15 protein-coding genes are annotated in these 24,260 nt (G+C 70.1%); 9 read left to right on the top strand and 6 right to left on the bottom strand.

Going from position 1 to position 24,260, the window contains the following annotated elements:
- Positions 1-105: 105 nt before the first annotated feature.
- From FNH04_RS07825 to FNH04_RS07815, 3 genes are read right to left on the bottom strand one after another with little or no spacing between them, the layout of a single operon-like run.
- On the bottom strand, positions 106-2,748 hold the full coding sequence (locus FNH04_RS07825) for an alpha-L-rhamnosidase (protein WP_152781705.1): 2,643 nt from the start codon (positions 2,746-2,748) through the stop codon (positions 106-108).
- A complete protein-coding gene (locus tag FNH04_RS07820; protein WP_322722726.1) occupies positions 2,745-3,521 on the bottom strand; it encodes an alpha/beta hydrolase family protein in 777 nt (258 codons plus the stop codon). The genes FNH04_RS07825 and FNH04_RS07820 overlap by 4 nt, the downstream gene beginning before the upstream one ends.
- Complete coding sequence (locus tag FNH04_RS07815) at positions 3,518-4,828, bottom strand: MFS transporter (protein ID WP_152781703.1); 1,311 nt, start codon at positions 4,826-4,828, stop codon at positions 3,518-3,520. The genes FNH04_RS07820 and FNH04_RS07815 overlap by 4 nt, the downstream gene beginning before the upstream one ends.
- A gap of 192 nt (positions 4,829-5,020) precedes the next feature.
- Between FNH04_RS07815 and FNH04_RS07810 the strand changes: the two genes are divergently transcribed.
- The 3 genes from FNH04_RS07810 to FNH04_RS07800 all read left to right on the top strand — a co-directional run bounded on the left by FNH04_RS07810 (position 5,021) and on the right by FNH04_RS07800 (position 11,588).
- Positions 5,021-6,028, top strand: coding sequence for a LacI family DNA-binding transcriptional regulator (locus FNH04_RS07810; protein ID WP_152781701.1), 1,008 nt, complete (start codon positions 5,021-5,023; stop codon positions 6,026-6,028).
- Positions 6,029-6,702: 674 nt separating this feature from the next.
- Positions 6,703-7,671, top strand: a complete 969-nt coding sequence (locus FNH04_RS07805; RefSeq protein ID WP_152781699.1) for an alpha/beta hydrolase — start codon at positions 6,703-6,705, stop codon at positions 7,669-7,671.
- Between the two features lie 554 nt (positions 7,672-8,225).
- Complete coding sequence (locus tag FNH04_RS07800) at positions 8,226-11,588, top strand: alpha-L-rhamnosidase-related protein (RefSeq protein ID WP_152781697.1); 3,363 nt, start codon at positions 8,226-8,228, stop codon at positions 11,586-11,588.
- Between the two features lie 231 nt (positions 11,589-11,819).
- On the opposite strand, the gene FNH04_RS07795 is transcribed toward FNH04_RS07800, so the two are convergent.
- Entirely contained in the window at positions 11,820-12,689 is an 870-nt protein-coding gene (locus tag FNH04_RS07795) for a helix-turn-helix domain-containing protein (RefSeq protein ID WP_228031216.1), read from the bottom strand.
- Positions 12,690-12,873: 184 nt separating this feature from the next.
- Between FNH04_RS07795 and FNH04_RS07790 the strand changes: the two genes are divergently transcribed.
- Positions 12,874-13,890, top strand: a complete 1,017-nt coding sequence (locus tag FNH04_RS07790; RefSeq protein WP_152781694.1) for a zinc-dependent alcohol dehydrogenase family protein — start codon at positions 12,874-12,876, stop codon at positions 13,888-13,890.
- A gap of 428 nt (positions 13,891-14,318) precedes the next feature.
- On the opposite strand, the gene FNH04_RS07785 is transcribed toward FNH04_RS07790, so the two are convergent.
- Entirely contained in the window at positions 14,319-15,356 is a 1,038-nt protein-coding gene (locus FNH04_RS07785; RefSeq protein ID WP_152781692.1) for a LacI family DNA-binding transcriptional regulator, read from the bottom strand.
- A 309-nt stretch (positions 15,357-15,665) separates the two neighbouring features.
- Between FNH04_RS07785 and FNH04_RS07780 the strand changes: the two genes are divergently transcribed.
- The 4 genes from FNH04_RS07780 to FNH04_RS07765 all read left to right on the top strand — a co-directional run bounded on the left by FNH04_RS07780 (position 15,666) and on the right by FNH04_RS07765 (position 21,984).
- The gene (locus tag FNH04_RS07780) at positions 15,666-16,613 is read left to right on the top strand and encodes a carbohydrate ABC transporter permease (RefSeq protein ID WP_322722725.1); all 948 of its coding nucleotides are present in this window, start codon (positions 15,666-15,668) and stop codon (positions 16,611-16,613) included.
- The gene (locus tag FNH04_RS07775) at positions 16,610-17,431 is read left to right on the top strand and encodes a carbohydrate ABC transporter permease (protein WP_152781690.1); all 822 of its coding nucleotides are present in this window, start codon (positions 16,610-16,612) and stop codon (positions 17,429-17,431) included. Before FNH04_RS07780 ends, FNH04_RS07775 begins: the two co-directional genes overlap by 4 nt.
- A gap of 55 nt (positions 17,432-17,486) precedes the next feature.
- Positions 17,487-18,749 carry an ABC transporter substrate-binding protein gene (locus FNH04_RS07770; RefSeq protein WP_152781688.1) on the top strand — a complete coding sequence of 421 codons (1,263 nt, stop codon included), beginning with the start codon at positions 17,487-17,489 and terminating at the stop codon, positions 18,747-18,749.
- Positions 18,750-18,915: 166 nt separating this feature from the next.
- The gene (locus FNH04_RS07765; RefSeq protein ID WP_449343786.1) at positions 18,916-21,984 is read left to right on the top strand and encodes a family 78 glycoside hydrolase catalytic domain; all 3,069 of its coding nucleotides are present in this window, start codon (positions 18,916-18,918) and stop codon (positions 21,982-21,984) included.
- 515 nt (positions 21,985-22,499) lie between these two features.
- Here FNH04_RS07765 and FNH04_RS07760 read toward each other — a convergent pair.
- Positions 22,500-23,102: a TetR/AcrR family transcriptional regulator gene (locus tag FNH04_RS07760; RefSeq protein WP_152781686.1), complete on the bottom strand. Its 603-nt coding sequence runs from the start codon at positions 23,100-23,102 to the stop codon at positions 22,500-22,502.
- A gap of 93 nt (positions 23,103-23,195) precedes the next feature.
- Here FNH04_RS07760 and FNH04_RS07755 point away from each other — a divergent pair, with 93 nt between their 5' ends.
- Positions 23,196-24,026 carry an SDR family NAD(P)-dependent oxidoreductase gene (locus FNH04_RS07755; protein WP_322722724.1) on the top strand — a complete coding sequence of 277 codons (831 nt, stop codon included), beginning with the start codon at positions 23,196-23,198 and terminating at the stop codon, positions 24,024-24,026.
- Positions 24,027-24,260: the final 234 nt, after the last annotated feature.

Below are 24,260 nucleotides of genomic sequence, written 5' to 3'. Positions count from 1 at the left end.
GGTGAGGGGTGAGGGGCAGCGGCTACCGACCCCGGACGGATGCTCAGGCCGTCTGGCAGGTGCGACGATCAGGTGCGACGGTCAGGTGCGACGGTCGCGGTGAGTTCAGGGACTGGCGTCGGGAAGCAGGACCAGGCGGTGGGTTCCGGATCCGAGTCGGCTGATGGCCTGTGCGGAGCGCCAGCCTTCGGGCGGGAGGAAACGTCCGGTCGTGCCGGGTGGCAGTACGGCGTCCACCGTGAAGGCGGTGCCGCTGAGCGACCAGGCGACGGATGCCGTGCCGTACGGGGTGGCGATCGAGGCCTCGGCGGAGGTGAGCGTGCCGCCGGGGCGGGGAGCGATCTCGATGGCGCGGTAGCCCGGAGAGGCGGCCCGCAGCCCTGCGACGGACTGGTAGAGCCAGGCGGCGACGGAACCGTAGGCGTAGTGGTTGAACGAAAGCATCGTCCCGGCCTTCTCGACGTCGATGCTGCCGTCGGGACGTATGGCGTCCCACCGCTCCCACATGGTGGTGGCACCACGGGCCACCTGATAGAGCCAGCCCGGACACTCGGTGTTGAGCAGGAGCTGATACGCCTCGGTCGTGTGGCCGGTGCCGGTGAGGGCGGACAGGACGAAGGGTGTGCCGAGGAAGCCGGTGGCGATGCGTCCGCCGCACGCGCGGACCAGGGCGGCGAGGGCCTCGCCCACCGCGGCGCGTTCGGCGGCGGGCACGATGTCGAACTGGAGGGCGAGCGCGCATCCGGTCTGGGTGGTCCGGGCGTGGTCGCCCCACTTCCGCCAGGCGGCTTCGGCGGTACGCCGGTGCAGGGCCGCATACCGGTCGGCGTCGTCGACGTGGCCCAGCTCGCGGGCCGCGTCGGCGAGCAGGCGGGCGCTGTGTGCGACGAAGGCGGTGGCGACGTAGGCGGAGTCGGTGGTGGCGCGTGCCGGGTCCTCCGGGGGCGCGGCCGGGTCGAGCCAGTCACCGAGCTGCGCGTTGCCGCTCCACGTCCCGTCCTCGTCCAGGTGGTCGACCGTGAACCCGACCCACGCGCGCATCGCCGGGTAATGGCGGCCCAGCAGTTCGCGCCCGCCGTAGGCGTCGAAGAGAGCGGTCGGTACGACGGTGGCGGCGTCGCCCCAGCCCGCGGCGGTGCCGGCGAACGGCAGCTCGGTCGGCGGCAGATCACCGAGCGGCACATCCGGAATCACCAACGGCACCGCGCCGTCCGGTCGTTGCTCGATGCTCAGGTCGGTGAGCCAGCTGTCGAGGAAGGCACGGCTGTCGAACGTGGCGCACGCCGTCGGGGCGAAGGCCATGATGTCGCCGGTCCAGCCGAGCCGCTCGTCGCGTTGCGGACAGTCCGTGGGTACGGCGAGGAAGTTGCCGCGCTGGGAGCGTACGACGTTGTCGTACAGCGTGTTCACGCGCTCGTCGGAGCAGTGGAACCCGCCGATGCGGCGCAGGTCGCCGGCCACGACGTCGACCTCCACCGCCTCGATGGTGACGCCGGGGGAGGTGCGGATCTCGGCGTACCGGAAGCCGTGGAAGGTGAACTCCGGCTCCAGTTCGACGGTGTCACCGGACAGGGTGTACTGGTCGGTGGCGCGTGCGCCGCGCAGGAGGCTGGTCAGCAGGCGGCCGTCGCCGTCCAGGACCTCGGCGTGCCGGACGGTGACGGTGCTTCCTGCCGGACCGCCGGCGCGGAGCCTCAGCCAGCCGGTGATGTTCTCGCCCGCGTCCACGGCGATGGTGCCGTCGGGCAGTGTCCGTCGCTCGGGCCGGATGACCTGGACGACGCGTACGGGTGGGTGGGCCCGCTGGGTCAGCCCGGCGGGCAGGGGGAGTGTGGCGGCCTGCTCCCAGTCGCGGACGTTGAAGCCCGGCAGCTGCCAGCCGTGGGGCTCGTGGCGGAGGTCGCGTTCGCAGCCGTCGTACAGGTCCGCCGCCAGCAGGTCGCCGTAGCCGCCTCGCCAGTGGCCGTCGGTGGCGACCGTGACGGTGGTGCCGTCGGTCAGGGTGACTTCGAGTTGGGCGAGCAGTGCCGTTGTGTCGCCGTAGACGCCGCGGTTCTTGTGCCAGGTGAGATGGCCGCGGTACCAGCCGTCGCCGACCGCGGCGGTGAGGGCGTTGCGGCCGGTGGTGAGCAGGCCGGTGACGTCGTAGGTGGCGTAGAGCAGCCGGTTGGGGTAGCTGGTCCAGCCGGGTTCCAGCAGTTCGTCGGAGACGGAACGGCCGTTGATCGCGGTGCGGTGGACTCCCAGCGAGGTCACATACAGGCGAGCGGACGCCGGCTCCGCCGGGAGCGTGAACTCCCGGCGGAGCAGCGGCACGGGGCCGGGGGAGGTGCGGCCCCGGTCACTGGGGACATGGACGGGACGGGCCGTCCAGTCCGTCTCGTCGAGCAGCGCCGCCTCCACGCGGACCGGTGCGCTCCATTCCGTCCACCCCAGGTCGGTGCGGACACGGACCCGCCAGTGACGGACCTCGCGGCTGCGCAGCGGAGTGGCCGGCCAGGGGTGGTCGGTCACCAGGTCGGACTCGACCTCCCCGCTGGACGCCGTGTGGCTGAAGGACCGGTCGGCCGACACCTGGATTTCGTAGGCGTGTTGCAGGACGTCCGGCCTTGCGCTCGCCAGCCTCCACGACAGACGGGGTGCGGGGTGCGGGGTGGCCACGAGACCGGAGTCGTCCGCGGTGTGCAGCCCGATGACCGTCGTTGTGGTGTCCGTCGTGCGGAGTGCCTCGATGCTCGGCGTCTTCATCGCTGGAGGTGCCTCCGGAGGAATCGCAGCGTGGACCGGTGCAGCGTGGTGCGGTGCGGCACGGTTGCCCAGGCGTGGTCGGCGCCCTCGACGATCTCGAGGTGCGCGTTGCCGTCGTAGTGGTCCAGGTAGCGGCGCGCGTACGCGAGGGGAGCGATGTCGTCCTTGTCGCCGTGGAGGATGTTGACGGGGCCCGGGTACCCGCTCGACCGCCCGTAGACGTCGAGACCCGCGATGTCCTCGGCGAGAGCGGAACTCATCCGGTGTCCGTCGGCGTCGAAGTAGCCCTTCTCCTCGACCTCTGCCGCGATGTCGCGGCCTTTGAGGAAGCCCTTGCCGATCTCGAACGGAGCGACCGCCGCCGGGGACCACAGGCACAGCGCGGCGATGCCCGGTTCCTCGGCGGCGACGATGCCGGCGACCACGCCTCCCATGCTCATGCCAACCAGCCCGATACGGTCGGGGTCGACGAAGTCGAGGGTCCGGACCGTCCGCAGCACCGAGCGGGTTTCGGCGATCTCACCGGTGATGGTCACGTCGAAGAAGTCGCCGTCGCTCTCGCCGTGGCCCGAGAGATCGAAACGGACCGAGGCGATTCCATGGGCCTCCAGCAGCCGGGACATGGCGACGAAGTTCGGCAGTTCGAGCCGGTTGGAGGTGAAGCCGTGGACGAACACGGCGGTCGGGCGGCGGGTCCCGGTCGGTCCTTCGGGGATGTGCAGCGTGGAGCGCAGCGTCCTGCCGTTGTGCTGGAAGTCGTGATGGCGGATCACAGGGCCGCCTTTCCGGTCGTCTCCGCTTCGGGAGCGCCGCTCGGGTCGGCGGGCTCTTCGGGCTGGTGGGTGGCTTTGGGCAGTCGCGGCACCCAGACCATGCCGACGACCGCCGCGACCACCGTGAAGCCGAGGAGCAGGCCGAAGAACAGCCGGGTGTGGCCCAGGGCGAAGGCGGGTGTGCCCAGGGCGGCCAGTCCGGCGACGCCCCGGGTGAAGGCCATCGTCACACCGCCGGCGGTGGCCCGCAGCAGGGTGGGGAAGAGTTCCTGGGACCAGACCTTGTAGATGGACTCGCCGGCGAAGGAGTTGCCGAGGCCGGAGACGAGCATGACGGCGACGAGGGTGAACTTGCCGGGCCCCAGGAGCGCGGGCAGCGCCCAGGCGATGACGATCAGAGCCGTGCCGAAGGCGAACCAGGCATGCCTGGCGGGACGGTCGACGACCCGCATGAACACCAGACCGGCGAGGAAGCCGACCGGCAGTCCGATGAGGGTCAGCTGCGAGTACTGCGCGACCTCCCCCTTGGCCAGGGAGGTCCACAGGTAGGTGCCGAACTGTCCGAGGGTGTTCGCGCCGAGGTTCCAGGTGGCGTAGTACAGGCCCGTCGCGATCAGGGCGTAGAGGGTCGGCGCCCGGAACAGATCCCGGACACGGCTGAACTCGATGGCCTCGGAGTCCGCGGTCGTGCGCGCTTGGGCGGCCCGGCGTGCGGCCGCCCATTCGGCCGACTCACGGAGGGTCAGGCGCAGGAGCAGGACGAGGACCGCCACGACCAGCAGATGGGCGAAGAGGATCCGCCCGCCGAGTATGCCCTGCACTCCCATGAAGGAGCTCAGGCCCAGCACGGCCACGATGCCGGCGAGCCAGAGCATGCCGGAGAACACCACCATGGTGCCCTTCTTGCCCTCCGGCGCCTCCTCGTTGGCGAGTGCGAGCGAGACGGGGAGGTCCGCGCCGATGGCCAGACCGGTGGCCACGACACCGGCGTACAGCAGGGCGGGGCCCGCTGCCACGAGGAGCAGCAGGACGCCGACCGCGTAGAGCATGAGCGAGAAGGTGAAGATCGTCCGGCGGCCGAACCGGTCACCCAGTCGGCCGCCGAACAGCGCACCGGCCGCGAACGCCAGGGTCTGCAACCCCAGCAGGGACCCGATGGTCCCGGCGCTGAGCTGGAGAGGAGCGGCGTAGTAACCGCCGATCGCGATTCCCGACGTCACCAGGGCCGCGGCGTCCAGGTAGGAGGCCATGCCGGCGAGGATCGCGGTCTTCCAGGGGCTCCTCGGGGTGGTTTTCAGGTCAGACATGGGTCCTCTTCGTCGAGTACCGGGGACGGGGGGCCGTGGGGCCCGAAGGGGGCAGCGCCCGGCCGGAGCCGACGTGCTCCTGCCGCGGAACGTTACTTAATCGCGCCACTTAAACGTGTAGGTAAACTGTGCGGGTAAGCTAGCCCGCAGTCGTGGGCTTTGACAAGAGGTGTCTGTCAGAGGGTGGGGTGCATGGCCGGGACGTCCAACGGCAGACGGGTGACCAGCGGGGATGTCGCACGGGAGGCCGGAGTCTCGCGCGCGACGGTGAGCTACGTACTCAACGACACCCCGCACCAGAAGATCCCCGAGGCGACGCGCCGTCGGGTGTGGGACGCGGCCGCCCGGCTCGGCTACGCGCCGTCGGCAGCGGCGCGCGCGCTGCGGACGGGACGCTCCGACATCGTGCTCGGTCTGCTGCCGGACTGGCCGATCGAGCATGTCCTCGGACGGCTCATCCAGCAGCTGACCAACGCCTTCGCCGAACACGAGCTCACCTTCCTCGTGCACTCCTCGGCTCATCCGGCCCGGCCCCTGCGGGAGATCTGGAAGACCGTCACGCCCGCGGCGGTGCTGGCCCTGCAGGACTTTCCCGAGTCCGAGGCCGACGCGATGCGGGCGGCCGGCATCGAGGTCGTCATGGCGATGCACGGCTCGGCGCAGGGGAAGGCCCGGCCTCCGCTGGTGTCGGAGGAACCGATCGGCGCGGCGCAGGCCCGCCACCTCGCCGACGCGCACCGCCGGCTCGGCTACGCCTACCCGGACCTGACGAGGCTCGGTGTGCTGGCCCGGCCGCGACTGGAGGGCGTCCGCAAGGTCTGTGACGAACTCGGCCTTCCGGAACCGGACGTCCGAACCATCCCCCTGGATCCCGACCGTGCCGTGGAAGCGGTGAAGGCATGGCTCGCCGCGGACCCACCGGTGACCGGCATCTGCGCGTTCAACGACGACGTCGCCATGGCCGTGCTGGTCGCCCTGCAGTCCCTCGGGCTGCGCGCACCGCACGACCTGGCCGTGATCGGTGTCGACGACATCCCCGGCGCGGCTCTGGCCAGGCCACCGCTGACCACGGTCGTCCGCGACACCGACGCCGTCGCGCGGGGCCTGGCCCGCCGCATCATCGACGCCCTGGAACACAGGCAGGCCCCCGTCGGCCCCATCCAGGACCCGCTCCGGATCCACGTGCGGGAATCGGCCTGAAAGCGACACGAGCGGCTGTCCCGGGAATCCTTGCCGATGCGTGAGGAGGGCTGGACGGCGAACGGTGCGCCCGGCTACCGTGCCGCTCGCCCAGTGCTGTGGCCGGGAAGGTTGCCGGAAACCTCGCGGCGTCCGGTGCTGGGGCACCTCCCACGCCGTCCAGGCAGTGGGGGAGCATCGCAAGGCGGAGCATCGCCCGTGTACTGGACGTACTCGGGTGATGCGACAACGCGGCGGTGGGGGTCCCTCCCGCGGTGGGGGCACCTCCCGCTCGAGCGCAGCCGAGCGTGGGGGAGAAGCCGAGCGTGGGGGAGCCGTGCCGGGCGTCGCGAGCCGGTGAACCTTCCCGGTCACAGCACTGGCTTCGCAGGCGCCCCGCACCGCACGCGTCAACGAGAAGCCGCGCATCCCGCTGCTCGGCCGGACGGATGCGACCCCGCGGTCAAGGGCGTCAGCGGTGTCATGAGTGTCGCAGGCGTGGCCTTTCCCGGCGCACGCCGAAGCGCCGCCTTCCATCCATGCCACAGCCCTGTCCACCTCGGCGGGCGCCGTGCTCGTCGCGGGCTCGGCGCGCGCTCAACGAGCGGACACCCCACCGCACGCCTGCGCGACGCTGCCCGCGCTTTCCGAGCATGCCGCGCCCGGGTCCGCGACCGATCCGCAAGGAGAACCTGATGACCACGCCCCCTCCGCCGTTCGATCCGGAGCTGGCCGCCGCGCTCGTGGAGCTCGGCGACCTGGCGCCGACCACGGCGACCCCGGACGGCATCCCCGCCGCGCGCGAGCAGATCGGCGCCCTGCTCGCGCTCATGACGGACGAGGAACTGAGCCGCGGTGGGCTCTTCGAGGTGCGGGAACGGGCGGTGCCCGGCCCGCCGGGCGCACCGGACGTGTCGCTGCTGATCTGCCGGCCCACCGGTGCGCCGGGCCCACGCCCGATCGTCTACTTCACGCACCCCGGTGGCATGGTCGTGGGCACGAACCGGCTGGCACTCCCACTCGACTGGGCCGAGGAACTGGGCCTGGTCGTGGTGTCGGTGGAGTACCGGCTGGCCCCGGAGCATCCGCACCCGGCTCCGGTGGAGGACTGCTACGCGGGACTGCTGTGGACGGCGGAACACGCCAGGGAGATCGGCGGCGACCCGGACCGCATCATCCTGGCAGGCGGCAGCGCGGGTGGCGGACTCGCCGCAGCGCTCGCGCTTCTCGCACGCGACCGCGGGGGTCCCCGCGCCATCGGCCAGGTGCTGATGTGCCCGATGCTCGACGACCGCAACGACACACCGTCCTCCCACCAGATGGCAGGCCTCGGCCATTGGGACCGCACCGCCAACGAGACCGGCTGGAGCGCCTTGCTGGGTGAGGCACGCGGGACCGACGACGTCTCGCCGTACGCCGCTCCGGCCCGCGCGGACGACCTCTCGGACCTGCCTCCGGCCTTCATCGACGTCGGCTCCGCGGAGACCTTCCGCGACGAGGACGTCGCCTACGCCTCCCGGGTATGGCAGGCGGGCGGCAGCGCCGAACTCCACGTATGGCCGGGCGGCTTCCACGGGTTCGACGGCCTCGTGCCGCAGGCCGCGCTTTCCGTGGACGCCCGTGCCGCCCGGCTGCGCTGGCTGCGCCGGCTGCTGGGCGAATGACCGGGGGAGGGGGCTTCGTCCGGCTCCGTCGGTCATTCGCCCAGCACGCCGACGATCTTCGGTGCACGTGTTGTGGACGGCCGGCCCCGCCGGCTGCCCTGTCGCCCGGACGCTGCCCAACAGGAACAGCCCGACAACGGCCCGACCGGAAGCAGCCAGACGACCAAGCCCGGCTTGCGGACCGGCCGTCCGCCACGAAGACATCCGGCGCGTGCCTCAGTACCGGTGCTGTGGGCGGAGGGTCGCCGGACTTCTGACGGGTAACGTTACCCATTTTCCTGCGCGGATTATTGACATGGTCGTGCTGAGGGCTCAGGATCGCGCCTGCAGATACAGGATTGAATCGATTCAGGACGCATGCTCCCCGTCGACGCTCGCCCCCATCCACCAGGTGACTCGACACCCCTAGCGAGGCAGATGGGCCCAGCTCAGAAGGCAAAAGGGCCCGGTGCCTTCCGTGCCGTGACCCGTGGCCGTCCGCCCGGGGACCCACTCGCCCCACCACCTCCTCAACCGACCCGCTGCCCCACAGCACTCCTGGGAAGGCTCCCTCGATGCAGCACGTCTCCCGCCGGTCCGCCCTGCGCTCGGCCATAGCCGTGGCCCTCGCTCCGACCCTGGGTTCCCTGGTCCTTCCCGGCCTTGCACCGGCGGCGTCCGCCGCTGTCTCGTGGACGGCGAAGTGGATCTGGGCGCCGTCCAGCACGACGAACCAGTGGGTGGCCTTCCGCAGATCGTTCACCCTTTCCTCCGCACCCTCCAAGGCCGTGACGCAGATTGCCGCCGACTCCAAGTACTGGCTGTGGGTGAACGGCACGCTGGTGGTCTTCGAGGGCGGGCTCAAGCGCGGACCGAACCGCACGGACACCTACTACGACGAGATCGACCTCGCGCCGTACCTGACCAGCGGCGGCAACACGGTCGCGCTGCTGGTGTGGCACTTCGGCAAGCAGGGGTTCTCGCACAACAGCAGCGGCAGGGGCGGGCTGCTGTTCCAGTCCGACATCACGACCGGCTCCACCACCAGCCGGCTCGTCAGCGACACCAGCTGGAAGCACACCGTCCACCCGGGCTACTCGAACAACACCAGCGGTACGCAGGCCAACTTCCGGCTGCCCGAGTCGAACATCCACTACGACGCCCGCAACGCCACCGTCATGTCCGGCTGGCGGTCCCCCGGCTTCAACGACAGCTCCTGGACGGCCCCCACCGACGCCGGTGCCGCGGGAGCCGCGCCCTGGAACGCTCTGGTGGAGCGGCCGATCCCGCAGTTCCGTTACTCGGGCCTGAAGTCGTACACGAACGCCGCCTCACTGCCGTCCACCGGACAGGGCTCCACAGCCATCTCCGCCACCCTGCCGTCCAACCTCCAGGTCACCCCGTTCCTGAAGGTGGACGCCCCGGCCGGTGCGGTGATCGGTGTCCAGACCGACCACTACGACGACGGCGCCAACCTGACGGGGATCGAGCCCGGGACCGGCTACAACGTGCGCGCCACCTACGTCTGCACCGGCGGGGTGCAGGAGTTCGAGTCGCTGGGCTGGATGAGCGGGACGGCCGTGCGGTACACCATCCCGGCCGGCGTGACCATCCTGGAGCTGAAGTACCGGGAGTCCGGGTACGACACCGACTTCGCCGGGTCGTTCAGCAGCAGCGACGCCTTCCTGGACACCCTGTGGAGCAAGGCCGCGCGCACGATGTACGTCAACATGCGGGACAACTACATGGACTGCCCCACCCGCGAACGCGCCCAGTGGTGGGGCGATGTGGTCAACCAGCTCAAGGAGGGCTTCTACACCTTCGACACCCGCTCCCACGCACTCGGCAAGAAGGCCATCTCCCAGCTGGCCTCCTGGCAGAAGTCCAGCGGGGCACTCTTCTCCCCGGTACCGTCGGTCATCTGGACCGCCGAACTGCCCACCCAGATGCTCGCCTCGGTGTGGTCGTTCTGGACGTACTACCTCCACACCGGCAACGCCGACGCCGTCACCGGCGCCTACCCGGCGGTGAAGAGGTACCTGAACCTGTGGAGCCTGGACGGCGACGGCCTGGTCACCCACCGCGCGGGGGACTGGGACTGGGAGGACTGGGGCTCCAACATCGACGCCCGCGTTCTCGACAACTGCTGGTACTACCTCGCCCTGGACACCGCCGCCAAGCTGGCCGACCTCAGCGGCAACAGCGGCGACGTGGCCGGATGGAAGGCTCAACAGGACAGCGTCAAGGCGAACTTCGACCGTGTGCTGTGGAACTCCTCGCGGAACGAGTACCGCTCACCCGGCTACACCCGTGACACCGACGACCGCGCCAACGCCCTCGCCGTCGTGGCGGGCCTGGCCCCCGCCTCCCGTCACCGGGGCGTGACCGAGGTGCTGCGCACGCACCTCAACGCCAGCCCGTACATGGAGTTCTACGTCCTGGAGGCGCTGTATCTGATGGGCGCGGCCACGGTCGCCGAGGAGCGGATGCGCAACCGCTTCGCCGCGCAGGTCGCCGACCCCGCCTGCCACACGCTGTGGGAGCTGTGGACCAAGGCCGACGGCACCGACAACCACGCGTGGAACGGCGGCCCGCTGTACGCGCTGTCCGCCTACGCGGCCGGTGTGCGCCCCACGGAACCCGGCTGGACCAAGTACGAGGTCGTCCCGCAGACCGGCACCCTCACGAGGATCAACACGGTCACGCCCACCGTCCAGGGCGACATCCGCCTCGGCATCGTGCGCGACGGCACCCAGGTGACCCTGACGCTCACCTCGCCGAGCGGCACGACCGCCCGTGTGGGCGTGCCCACTTACGGCGGCTCCCAGCCCGTCATCAAGGCGAACGGCACGACGGTCTTCACCGGCGGCTCCTCCACCGGCAGCGTCAGCGGACTGACCTACGCGGGCAAGGACTCCTCGTACGTGTACCTCACCGTGCAGCCGGGCACATGGACGTTCACGGCGACGGGCACGGGCCGTCTCGACAACCTCGCCCTGGGCAGGCCCGTCACCAGCAACAACAGCCTGGAGAACAGCAACTGGGGCAGGAACCGGCTCACGGACGGCACACTCACGAGCGTGAACGGTGCGAGGGGCTACACGAGCAACGAGTTCGCCTCCGCCGACGTCAGCGCGAACCCCGTGTGGGTGGAGATCGACCTCGGGGCCGACACCGACCTCGACGCCGTGCGCCTCTTCCCCCGCACCGACACGCCTGCGGCGGGCGGCGGTACCGCCGGCTTCCCCGTCGACTTCACCCTCAAGACCCGCGCCGACGGCTCCAGTACGTACACCACCGTCCGCACCGTCACCGGCCAGCCGAATCCCGACGGGCTGGTGCAGACGTACGGGTTCAGGACGACCACCGCCCGCTATGTGCGCCTGGAGGCGGCCAGGCTCGGCACCCCCGCGTCCGACGAGACGTCCAAGTACCGCCTCCAGCTCGCCGAACTCACCGTGCCCACCGCCGCGACCACCGTCACCAGCAACTACACCCTCGAGAACGGCGACTGGGGCAAGACACGGGTGCTGGACGGCACCGCCACCAGCGTGGCCGGCGCCAAGGGCTTCACCAGCATCGACTTCTCCTCCGCCGATGTCAGCGACACGCCGGTGTGGCTCGAGGTCGACCTCGGCGCCGACCGGGCGATCGGCTCCGTCACCCTCGACCCGCGCACCGACACCGGCGGGGCCGGTGGTGGCACAGCGGGCTTCCCGGTCGACTTCACCCTGCAGACCCGCGCCGACGGCGCCGCCTCCTACACCACCGTCCGCACCGTCACCGGCCAGGCCAACCCGGGTGGAGCCGCCCAGACCTACACACTCACCTCCGCCACCGGCCGCTACCTGCGTCTGCGCGCCACCAGGCTCGGCAGACCGGCCTCCGACGAGTCCACCCGCTACCGCCTCCAACTCGCCGAATTCCGGATCAAGTAGAACGGCCGGCTCGGCATCGGGAGTCGGCGCGGGTCGGTCTCCCGCACGGTGTCGTGGATGACCTGGACGGTCACCTCCGCCTGCGGCCGGTCGGCCCGCAGGCGTGCCGGGGCTGCGCCTCGCTCCGGTTCGGGCTGCCGTCACGAGGCGGCCGCGGGCCGGGAGTCCGTGACAGCGCCTCTCCGCACCAGTGCTGTACGGCGCGGCATTCATCCACCGCGTTCAGAGGGGTCAGATGGGTGGTTGTGACGCGGACATGTTGTGGTCGGCGGCCCAGGAGGCGAGGATGCGCAGCCTGTCGTGAGTGGGCGAGCCGGGGGCCGCGGTCCAGACGGTCAGGTGCTGGTCGGGGTCGGTGTTGGCGGTGAGGGTGTCCCAGTCCAGGACGAGTTCTCCGACGACCGGATGGTTGAGGGTCTTCGTGCCCACGGTGCGGGCGGCGACCCGGTGGTCGCCCCACCACTTGGCGAACTGCTTGTCGCGCGTGGACAGTTCACCGACCAGCTCGATCAGACGGGGGTCCTCCGGATACTTCGCGGCCTCCATCCGCAGCTGGGCCACGGAGATCTGTGCCGAGGTCTCCCAGTCGGCGTACAGGGTGCGCATGGCCGGGTCGCTGAACTGGATCCGGGGATAGTTGCGGTGCTTCTCGGGGATGCGGGAGAAGTCGGTGACCAGGGCGGCGGCCAGCGAGTTCCAGGCGAGGATGTCCCCGCGCCGGCCCTGGACGAGGGCCGGGGTGGCGGTGAGGTCGTCCAGGACCCGCTGCAGTTGAGGCTGGACCTTCTGCCTGCCGCGGCGCCGGGTGCGGGTGGTCGTCTTGCCCGCGAGCTGGAAGAGGTAGCCCCGCTCGTCGTCGTCCAGGTGAAGTGCCCGGGCGAGGACGTCCAGTACCGGCGCGGAGGCCTGCATACGTCCTTGTTCGAGCCGGGTGTAGTAGTCGGTGCTGATGTTGGCGAGCTGTGCGACCTCCTCACGGCGCAGCCCCGCCACCCGGCGAGGCCGGCCGCTCTCGGGGAGTCCGACTGTGCGGGGGCTCAGCTCCGAGCGGCGCTTCTTGAGAAACTCTCCCAGCTCGTTGAGGGGGACGTTGCTGCTCATGCTTCCCAGCATGGCACCGATCCCCCCTGGCAAAGGGGGGAGAATTCACTCCCAGGATGTTCTTCTCCCAGGATGTTTTTCTCCGCTTATCGCCCTTGCCCTCGTGTGTGAGGGTCGACCGTGAGCAGCCGTTCCCGACCCCGGCTGCGGTACATGGACCCTCGCAGTGAAGGAAGACCCACCCATGCGCGGAGCAGTCATACACGCCCCCGGCGACGTGCGCTTCGAGAACCTCGACGACCCGAGGATCAGCCGGCCGACCGACGCGGTCATCCGCACGGTCGCCACCTGCGTGTGCGGCTCGGACCTGTGGCCCTACCGCGGCCTGGAGCCCATCGGTGATCCCCACCCGATGGGGCACGAGTACGTCGGCATCGTCGAGGAGGTCGGCAGCGAGGTCACCTCCGTCAAGCCGGGACAGTTCGTGGTCGGCTCGTTCGCCACCTCGGACAACACCTGCGCGAACTGCCGCAACGGCTGGCAGTCCTCCTGCCTGCACCGCGAGTTCATGAGCACCTGCCAGGCCGAGTACGTCCGCGTCCCCAACGCGCACGGCACCCTCGTCGCCACGGACGGCCACCCGGCCGACGAGTTCGTGACCAGCCTGCTCGCCGTCTCCGACGTGATGGGCACCGGCTGGTACGCCGCCCTCGCCGCCGAAGTCCGGCCCGGCTCAACCGCCGTCGTCGTCGGTGACGGAGCCGTCGGCCTGTGCGGCGTCATCGCCGCCAAGGAACTCGGCGCCGAGCGGATCATCGCCATGTCCCGCCACGCATCCCGCCAGAAGCTCGCCCGCGAGTTCGGTGCCACCGACATCATCAGTGAACGCGGCGAGGAAGGTACCGCCCGCGTCAAGGACCTCACCGGCGGCATCGGCGCCGACTCCGTGCTGGAGTGCGTCGGCACCGCCGAGTCCATGCGGCAGGCCCTGCACTCCGCCCGGCCCGGTGGCAACGTCGGCTTCGTCGGCGTCCCGCACGAGGTGCGGTTCGACGGCGTGGAACTGTTCTTCTCCCACGTCGGCCTGCGCGGCGGCCCCGCCCCCGTACGCCGCTACCTGCCCGACCTGATCGACCGTGTCCTTTCCGGCCGGATCAACCCGGGCAAGGTCTTCGACCTCACCCTGCCCCTGGAGCAGGTCGCGGAGGGCTACAAGGCGATGGACGAGCGCCGTGCCATCAAGGCCCTCCTGACGCCCTGACCGCACAGGCGGCCACATCCGGGGCGGCACCGCCGACGGCGCGGCCCCGGAACCATGTGGGAGGGCGCGGGCGAGGCCACGACCGAGACCACCTGGGCCGAGCCGGTCACCGACCAGCAGTACAACGGTCCACGTACGCGCCACGAGTGATCCGAGCACGTGCGTCAGGGCGCGCATGGCCTCCACGTCGCCTGCCGCCGTGGCCGGCCACCGGCGGCGGACACCGTCGACGGAAGCGTCGGAGCGCGCGAAGTCCGTGCTCGGTACGGTCATGGGCGTCAGCTTCAGGTCATCCCACCCTCGGCGACCTTCGCAGGCCCCAGGCCATCTCGCCCTCGGCGACCTTCGCACCCATCCGTGCCGGCTCGGCGGCGAACAGCCGGTGGCCCTCGCGCTCGGGCTCCCCGCCGCGGTGCGGCGCCGTTGGCCTATTCCGGTGGCGGGGCGGTGGTCCTGCGCGGCACAAGCGCGGGGGACAGCTTGATCCTGACCGGGGGCCTCTGCCGGTCGGCCATCCGGTCCAGGAGGAGGCGGGCGGCGTTCCTGCCGATCTCGTAGCCCGCCTGGTCGACACTGGTCAGTGAGATCGGGCCGAGCGCGGCGAACGTGGTGTTGTCGTAGCCGGCCACCGAGACATCACCCGGAACGGAGAGCCCGGCCTCGGCGACCGCTTCCAGCACACCCATGGCAACGACGTCAGCTCCGGCGAACACGGCCGTGGGAGGGTGGGGGCGGTCCAGAAGCTCCTTCGCGCCCTGGTAGCCGCCCTCCTGGGTGTAGCTCGTGGAGACGACGTCGATCCACTCCGCGAGGCCATGGGCGCGCATGGCCTGCCTGTATCCGTCGGCGCGCCGGGCGTTGGGCATCTCGGCGAGCCGCGTCGGGTCGGTTTCGCGATGTTCGATGTGGGCGATCCGGCGGTGCCCGAGTCCGGCGAGGTGACCGACGACCAAGGACGCACCCTCGATGTCGTCGTCCGCCACCGTGTCGTACACCGGAGAGGACCCGTGCCGGCCGACGACGACGGTCGGCACGGAGGAGGCAACGTGTTCGAGGTGGGCGCGCGACGACACGGGCGCGATCATGATGATGCCGTCCATGCCGCGGTCGATCATCGCTTCCGTGACGCGGGCCTCCGCCTTCTCCCCGTTGCAGCCGGGCCCCAGGAACACCTGGTACTCGGTGCCTTCCAGTGTTGCGGTGATGCCGTCGAGGATCTCGGGGAAGAAGGGGTTGCGGATGTCGGGCAGCATCACGCCGATGGTGTAGGTCTGCCCCCGCAGGCCTCTGGCTCCGGCGTGCGGACGGTAGCCCAGCTCGTCGATCGCGCGCCGGACCTTCGCGTGCATCTCGGGGCTGGCTCCGTACGCGTTGCGCAGCACCTTGGACACGGCGGTCGTGGACACCTGGGCGTGACGCGCGACATCGACGATGGTGACCCTGCGACGTGGTGCCGGCGGCTCCATCCGGTTCCTCCCCGTGGGAAACGTTGCCGATCAGTGTAGGGCAGAGTCCGTGGATCGGCAGGTGTCGCAGAGGATCTGAGCGGCCTCACCGCCGTAACAATCGTGCAGCATGTGCGGCATCTTGACGTCACGCGGGCCGCTCTCTAGGGTCTGGCCACACCTTGTGGGGAACGTTACCCAAAACCAGGGCGAGTCTTCCGACCCTGCGCAGGCCCGAACCAGCCGGACGACGGCACGACCCTGAACCTCGCATTGATCGAAACCCTGTCCAGCAGTGTGTATGAAACGTTTCAAAAAGGAGGTGCCCCGGTGGCCCTGGCCCCGCACAAGCAGCGTCCGGACCGCGAGCGGTCTCCGGACGCGGAACCGGCACCACGAGTCCGGCGGGCGCGAACCACGCCGCCCTGGTGGTTCGCGCTGCCCGCGCTGCTGCTGTTCACGTTCGTCGTCCTGGTGCCGAGCGCCCGCGGTCTCTACTACGCCTTCACCGACTGGGACGGTCTGGATCCCCACTTCTCCTTCGTGGGCCTGGACAACTTCTCCGACATGCTCCGTGATCCCGACGCGATGCAGGCCATCGGGCACACGCTGCTGATCGCCGTGTCGATCACGGTCGTCCAGAACGGACTGGGCCTCCTGCTGGCCCTCGGAGTCAACACGGCCATCAAGTCCCGGAACCTGCTCAGGGTGTTCCTGTTCGCGCCCGCCGTGATCACCCCGATCGTGACCGCCTACCTCTGGCGGAATCTGCTGGGCCCCGACGGTGCGGTCAACAGCCTGTGGGACGCCGTCGGACTGGGCGGCCTGCGACAGGACTGGCTGGGCAGCCCGCGCCTCGCACTGTGGGCGGTGGTCGCAGTGATCGTCTGGCAGTTCGCGGGCTACTCGATGGTCATCTTCCTGGCGGGACTCCAGTCGGTGCCGAAGGAGGTCCATGAGGCGGCGGCCATCGACGGGGCGGGGCCCGTGCGGCGCTTCTGGTCGGTTACGCGGCCGCTGCTGGCCCCTGCCTTCACCATCAACCTGATGCTGTCGATCATCGGAGGGCTCAAGCTCTTCGACCAGGTCTACGCGCTGACGGGCGGCGGGCCGGGGCACGCCACCGACACCATCTCGACACTGATCTACAAGGACGCGTTCACCCTCGGCGAGTTCGGCTACAGCATCGCGCTCGCGGTGGTCCTCACCATCATCGTGGCCGTCGCCTCCACGGGGCAGTACCTCGTGCTGTCCCGCAACGAGAGGGCCGCCTCATGAACCGATACCGCAGGCGCACCCTCGCGCTGGAACTCGCGATGATCGCGATCGCCCTGGTCGTGGGCTTCCCGGTGTACGTCCTGGTCAACCTTGCCGTGCGGCCGGCGTCGGACACCTCGTCCCCGATCACTCCGACCTCCTCGCCCACCCTGGACAACTTCACACAGGCCTGGCAGCAGGGCGCGCTCGGCGGCGCGCTGGGCAACAGCGTGCTGGTGACGGTCTGCAGTGTCGTCATCGTGCTGGCCGTCTCGTCGGCGGCGGCGTACCCCCTGGCTCGTGTCGCGGCCCGCTGGTCGCGGGGTACGTACCTGATGTTCCTCCTGGGCCTGGTACTGCCCTTCCAGCTCGCCTCGCTGCCGCTGTACCAGACCATGCGCGACATGGGGCTGCTCGGCACCCCGTGGGCGCTGGTCCTCTTCTACTCCGGCCTGCAGGTGCCGTTCACCGTCTTCCTGTACGTCGGCTTCCTGCGGGCGCTGCCCCGCGACTTCGAGGACGCGGCCCTGATCGACGGCTGCACATCCCTGCAGAGCTTCCGGTACGTGGTCCTGCCGATGCTCAAACCGGTCACGGTGACGGCCCTGGTACTCAACGCCGTGGCCGTCTGGAACGACTTCTTCACCCCGCTGCTGTACCTCAGCGGCAGTGCCCAGCAGACCATGCCGGTGGCCATCGCCGGCTTCGTCGGCCAGTACGTCACCGACTGGAACCTCATCTTCGCCGCCCTGGTGACCAGCATCCTGCCCGTCCTGATCGTCTACTTCGTGCTGCAGCGCAGCATCATCAACGGCTTCGCGGGAGGGCTGCGGGGATGACTCGCGACGCCCGCCCTTCACCCACGTCCGGTGGCTCTTCCCCGAGGGGGACATCATGAAGACACGCACACCCGTGACCCTGGCCGCAGCGGTGACGGCCGCCGCCGTGCTCGCCGCCTGCAGCGGCGGCACCAAGGCAAGCTCCGGCGGCGATTCGAAGACGCTGACCCTCGCCTCGGTCGACCAGGGTTCGGTCGAGGACGTGGTCAAGGCGTTCGAGAAGGCCAACCCGGGCGTCAAGGTCCGCTTCACCACCAGCGGTGCCGACCAGTACCAGCAGCAGATCAGGACCCAGCTGTCCTCGGGCACCGCACCCGACGTCATGTCGGTCTGGCCCGGCAACGGCAACCCGGGCGCCACCTACGTCCTGGCCAAGCCCGGTTACCTGCGGGACCTCTCGGATCAGCCCTGGGCCGCGAAACTGCCCGACGCCGTCAAGAGCGTGGCGCAGTACGAGGGGAAGACGTACAACGCGGTCTTCGGGCTCAACGGCATCGGCGCGGTCTACAACGAGCAGGCCATGGCGAAGGCCGGGCTCACCCCGCCGGACACCTGGACGAAGCTGCTGGACTTCTGCCGGGCAGCGAAGGCCAAGGGAACGCCCGCCTTCGCGCTGGGCAACCAGGACAACTGGGTGACCCAGCTCGTCCTGTACGCGCTGGTCGCCACGACCGTCTACGGCGACGACCGGGACTTCGACAAGAAGATGCAGGGCGGCCAGGTCACCTTCGCCAAGTCGCCGTGGACCACCGCCCTGGACAAGTACCTCACGATGGAGAAGACCGGCTGCTTCCAGAAGAACCCACTGGGCACCAACTACGAAGCCAGCCAAGGCCTCGCCGCCACCGGCAAGACGCTCGGCATCGTCCAGGGCAACTGGGTGATCGCCCTCCTCAAGGGGAAGAACCCGAAGGGCACGTTCAGCTTCAAGGCACTGCCGGCCACCGACGACCCGTCCGGGACCCTCATCCCGGCCGCGGCGGGTGCCGGCTACGGAGTGAACGCCAAGGCGAAGAACGAGGACCTGGCGCTGAAGTTCGTGAACTTCGTGATGTCGCCCAAGGGCATGAACCTCTTCGTCAAGAAGCAGGGGGGTCTGCCCTCACTCCCCGACACGGGCTATGCGGTCGACCCCTCCCTGGAGGAACTGTCCACGTTCATCCAGGAGGACCGCACGGTGCCGTTCATGGACCAGCTCTGGCCCAACGCCAAGGTCCAGCAGACCATGCTCAGCGGCCTCCAGGAGATCTTCAGCGGGCAGTCCACGCCCAAGCGACTCCTCGGCGAGATGGACGCCGACTACCAGGCCGGCCCCTGACCGGTGCCGGGAACACGTTGCGGGAAACCGAAAGGACGAAGGTGTGAGCCATGCGCGACACGACGCGGACGGTGCGGCCCGTGATGCCGAGAACAGCGGTCGTCCCGGCGGCGGGGGAGTCCGCCGCCGGAGCGTGCTCGTGGCGACGGCAGGCGCTGTGCCTGTAGTGGCCGGCGGCGCGGGCGGCGGAAGCGCGCACGCGGCATCCTCCCCCCACACGGAGAATGCCGCGGTGTGCGGGCTGACCGTGGAACACCGCACGAGTCCCCTGGGTGTGGACGCCGCCCGACCGCGTTTCGGCTGGCGCATGGGGTCGGCAGCCCGCGGCCAAAAGCAGGGCGCGTACCAGATCATCGTCGCGACGTCGCCGGACAAGCTGTCCACCGCCCGCGCGGATGTCTGGAACAGCGGGCGCGTCCGCTCCTCCGACTCCGTGGCGGTCCGCTACGCGGGCGAACCGCTCAGCCCCTCGACCCGCTATCACTGGACCGTCACCGTCTGGGACGCGGAAGGCCACCCGGTCGGTGTCGCATTCCCCTCCTCATTCGAGACCGGCCTCATGAGCACCGACGGTGCGGCCGGATGGGACGGCGCGCACTGGATCGGTATGAAGGGGAAGACACCCCACTCACCCGGCGCGCCGATGCTGAGGAAGGAGGAACACCTCAGGACGGCGAGCCTCCCCGAGGACCAGCCACAGGTCCGCGAGGCACGGCTGTACGTCTCGGCCCTCGGTGTGTACGAGGCCCACGTCAACGGGCGCCACGTGACCGTTCCGCTGGACGGCGGCACCACGACCGAGCTGCTGCCCCCGGGCTGGACGAACTACGACACGCGCATCGACTACATGACGTACGACGTCACGGATCACGTGACAGGGGAGCGGGCGGTCACTCTCGCCTTCGTCCTGGGCAACGGCTGGTACAACGGCCGCGTCTCCGACGGCAGCACGTACTACTCCAAGGACGGCAACGCCCTGGCGGTCAAGGCCAAACTGCTGATCCGGTACGCCGACGGCACGTCGCAGACGGTCGTCACCAGGCCGGACGGCGGCTGGAAGGCCACCGACACCGGCCCCTGCCGTGCCGACGACATCTACGACGGCCAGACCTACGACGCCCGAAGGGAACTGCCGGGCTGGACGGCGCACGGGTTCGACGACTCCGCCTGGGGGGACGTGGAGCGAGTCGCCCTCGAGGACAAGCACCCGGACGTGCGACTCCTCGCCTACCCGGGCGAAACGGCACGTCTGATGCCGAAGTGGGACCGCCGACCGCGGTCGATCACCGTCGCCACCGGAGTGACCGGACAGGACGGCAGCCCGGGCGGCAGGGGGCGCATCGTCGTGGACCCCGCCCGGACCGTGACCGACCCCGACAAGGCGGCCTCCGCCTCCGTCACGATCGGCGCCGGCGACACCGCCGTCTTCGACCTCGGCCAGAACATGGTCGGGGTCGCCCGCTACAGCCTGCGCGGCCCGGCCGGTGCCCGGGTCGAGTTCAGGTTCGGCGAGATGCTCAACGACGACAGCGCCGGCGCGGACGGCCCCGAGGGGTCCGTCTACCGGGCCAACCTCCGCAGCGCCAAGGCCACCAGTACGTACATCCTCAAGGGCGACCGGCACGGCGAGACCCATCAGGACTCCCTCACCTTCTACGGCTTCCGCTACGTGTCCGTCACCACGACGGACACCGTCACGATCACCGGCCTGACCGGAAAGGTCGCCACTTCCGCGATCCGCGAGACCGGCACCGTCACCACCAACGACCCCGACATCAACAAACTGGCGAGCAACATCCGGTGGGGCCAGCGCGGCAACTACCTCTGGGTGCCCACCGACTGCCCGCAGCGCGACGAACGCCTCGGCTGGACCGGCGACACACAGGTCTTCTCCGTGACCGGCCTGTACAACGCGGACGCCGGCGTCTTCCTCAGCCACTTCCAGGACACGGTGGTCGACTCCCAGACCATCTACGGCATGGACAAGGCTCAGTTCACCGGGGTCGCCCCCGGCGGACGGTACAACTTCCCCGGAGGCGGCAGCGGTTGGGCGGACTGCGGTGTCATCCTCCCCTGGACCGTGTGGCAGATGACCGGTGACGTGACCATCGTCAAGGACAACTGGCCCGCGATGACCCGCTACCTGGACTGGATCCGGGAGCAGACCGGCGACTCCCACGCCGGACAAGGATCCCTCACAGGCGACTGGCTGGCGCCGCAGAAGACCAGCGCCCAGCTCATGAGCGACGTCTACTACGGCTACGTCGCGCAGCTGATGGCACAGATGGCCCGCGCGATCGGCCGGACGGAGGAGGGGAAGGAGTACGAGCAGCTCTTCGGACGCATCAAGCAGGCGTTCATCACCAAGTACCTGAGCACGGAGGGCGACCGCGTCACGGTCAGGTCCAGCCTGGGTGACGCGTCCCCGATCGAACCGGGCGCCGACCCCGACCAGAAGACGGAGGACAACAGCCAGTCGGCACTGCTGTGGGTCCTGAAACTCGGGTTCTACGAGACGGAGGCGCAACGCCGTGCCCTCGTCGGGCACCTGGCCGACAACATCGGCAACGACGCGGCCTACAAGGCGGCGCACCCGAACAGCAGCCGGGTCGGGTACGCCGAGAACACGCTGTCCGTCGGCTTCCTCGGCGTCAACGTCCTCGCCCCCGTCCTCACCGACGAGGGCCGCGCGGACCTGGCGTACAAGCTGCTGCACCAGGACGCGCTGCCGTCCTGGCTGTACTCGGTGAGGAACGGCGCCACCACCGTCTGGGAGCGCTGGAACTCCTACTCCGAGGACGACGGCTTCGGCCCGGTCAGCATGAACTCCTTCAACCACTACGCCTACGGCGCGATCATGGAGTGGATGTACGCGTACATGGCCGGCATCGCGCGCGACCCGGACAGCCCCGGCTTCAAACACTTCGTGCTGCAACCCCACCTCGATCCCACCGGAAGGATCACGCGGGTGTCCGGCTCGTACGAGTCACCGTACGGCGAGATCAGAAGCGAGTGGGCGCTCGACGACGCCGGCCGGACCCTGCTGTACGACGCGGTCGTGCCCGCGAACAGCGAGGCGACCCTGCGCCTTCCGGCCGCCTCCGCCGACGCTGTCCGGGAGGGGCGCACCCCGTTGGCGCGAGTGGACGGGGTGCGTTTCCTCGGTCACGACGGCAGGGTGTCCTCCTACCGGCTGCCGTCCGGCCGGTACCGCCTGACCGCCCGGCTGCACTGACCAGCGGATCGGGCGCGGACGAGATGACCGGCCCGGGTACGAGTGCCGTACCGCGGACCGGTCACCCCGGCAGGCGAGCGGCATCCGATCAGCCCGCCCGGCACCGCGGTTCGGAACGGCAGCGCGCTGGGCGGGAGCGCTGTTCTCCGCAGGCCGGGCCCTCACCCGGGCCGCCGCCGAACACGCCTCGGCCGGTATCCGGGTCCCGGTGGCGATCCCGGTCTCCGCGCTGCATCTGCCGGCCACGGCGGTGTGGCTGGGCGGTCTGCTCGCGCTGCCCGCGGAAGGCGCTCACCGCCACCGAGTACGGCCGGCTCTTCACCCTCACGGCCGGCGCCGTGGCCCTGGTGCCGGCCGTGGCGGCGTTGTCCGCCGCTGGACCGCGCAGCGCAGAGTGTGTTTCTGCGCCAGCCAGCCAGCCAGCCAGCCAGCCAGCCAGCCAGCCAGCCCGCCCGCGCCGTCGACGCCTCAAATGGTCGCCGCCACCAGTGCGACACCGCCGGCACCGCCGGCACCTATCCGCGTACCGCGGCAACCGCCTCATCGAAGGCCTGCTCCATATCAACGGTGCCCTCGCTGCGGACCCAGACTTCTGTCGCGACTTCGGAGCAGGACAGGGCGCAGGCGACGAGCGCGCGGGCCCGCACCTCGGCCATCGGGTCCGCCGCGGCGCCGAGCCGTCTGGCGATGTCCGGCACGAGCAGCTCCGTCCACTGCTGCCGTTTCTCATGTTGGCGCGCTCGGAGGGAGGGCGATGCGTGGAGCATGCTGGTGATCTTGAGAAAGTCCCTGGGCGAGTACGGGAGGGACTCGACGAGCTGCTTGAGGGCCGCCCGGAGCGCTTCCCATGGCGGCTCGTGTGCCGGACGCGCTTCCAGCGCAGCCTGCAGGACTTTGCCGTGGTCCGCGTGGTCGCCCAGCACGATGTCTTCTTTCGTGCCGAAGTAGCGGAACAGCGAGCGCCGCGAGGTACCGATTTCGCTCGCGATCTGCTCCATGGTGGTGGCCTCGAAACCCTGCTCGAGGAACAGCCGCATCGCGGCCTCGACGATCTCGGCCTGCACTGCTCGCCGGGTGCGCTCTCGTAGTCCTGCCGGGCGGCCCTCGCGATCGTTCATGGTCCGTACCCTACGCCAACCTGCACCCAGTACTGCATTGTCTCCCCGTACCTAGTTGGCACTGAGTGACACATTAGGCGTACGGTACCGCTGTTGAGCACGTCCGCCGTCTCCCGGGAGCAGCCCATGAGCGCCGTCGACTACCGCGGCCAGACCACACTCATCACCGGTGCCAGCGCCGGCATCGGAATGGAGTTCGCCCGCCAGATCGCCGAGCGCGGCTCGCATGTCGTCCTTGTCGCCCGCCGTCGGGAACGACTCGAGAAACTGGCCGCCGAACTCACCGCGGCGTACGGCGTCCAGGCCACGGCCGTTCCGCTCGACCTGAGCCGACCCGCCGCGGGGCAGACCCTCGCCGCGGAGGTGGCGCAGCGCGGCCTGACGGTGACGAGTGTCGTGAACAACGCGGGGTTCGGCACCTTCGGCGCGTTCCACACCGAGGACCCGGGGCGGCTCCAGGAGGAGATTTCCGTTGACATCGCCAACGTCGTCGACATCAGCCGGGCGTTCATCGAGCCGTTGCGAGCCGCCGGCACGGGAGTGCTGATCAACGTCGCGAGCATGGCCGCGTACTTTCCCGTCCCGAACATGGCCGTCTACGCAGCGGCCAAGGCATTCGTGCTGAGCTTCACCGAAGCCCTGTGGCAGGAATCGCTCGGCACCGGGCTTCGCGTCCTCGCACTGTCTCCCGGCGCGACCAGCACCGAGTTCTTCGACGTCATCGGCACGGATGCTGCGGACGGCGGCGCCAAACGCCAGTCGCCCCACCAGGTCGTGGCGACGGCACTACGGGCACTCGACCGCCGCACCCCACCGCCGAGCGCCATCTCCGGCCGCCCCAACCGGCTGCTGGCGAGCCTGGGCCGGGGACTCAGCCGACGACGCGCGGTCCTGCTCATGGGATCCATGACCTCCACCCCTTAACGGCCTCTCCAGTCAACGAGGTTGTTCATTGCGGCCTCACCCACAGGGCTGGGAAGCCACCATGGCTTCCCAGCCCGCCAACTTGTCTCGGCAGCCTTGCCGGCTCCCGCCGGCCTTCCGGCACACGCGTCGGTCCGCCGAGTCCGGTGGACCTCACCCCAGGCCCGTCCCGCCGCCCGCACGGGCGGCGGGACGGGCCTGCCCGACGGGGCTACGAACCCTGGGCGTCGTCGG

Source organism: Streptomyces phyllanthi (assembly GCF_009377205.1).
In the GTDB taxonomy this organism is placed as follows: Bacteria; Actinomycetota; Actinomycetes; order Streptomycetales; family Streptomycetaceae; genus Streptomyces; species Streptomyces phyllanthi.
The sequence above is the reverse complement of the archived record's forward strand: the minus strand, read 5'-3'. Positions and strand labels throughout refer to the sequence as shown.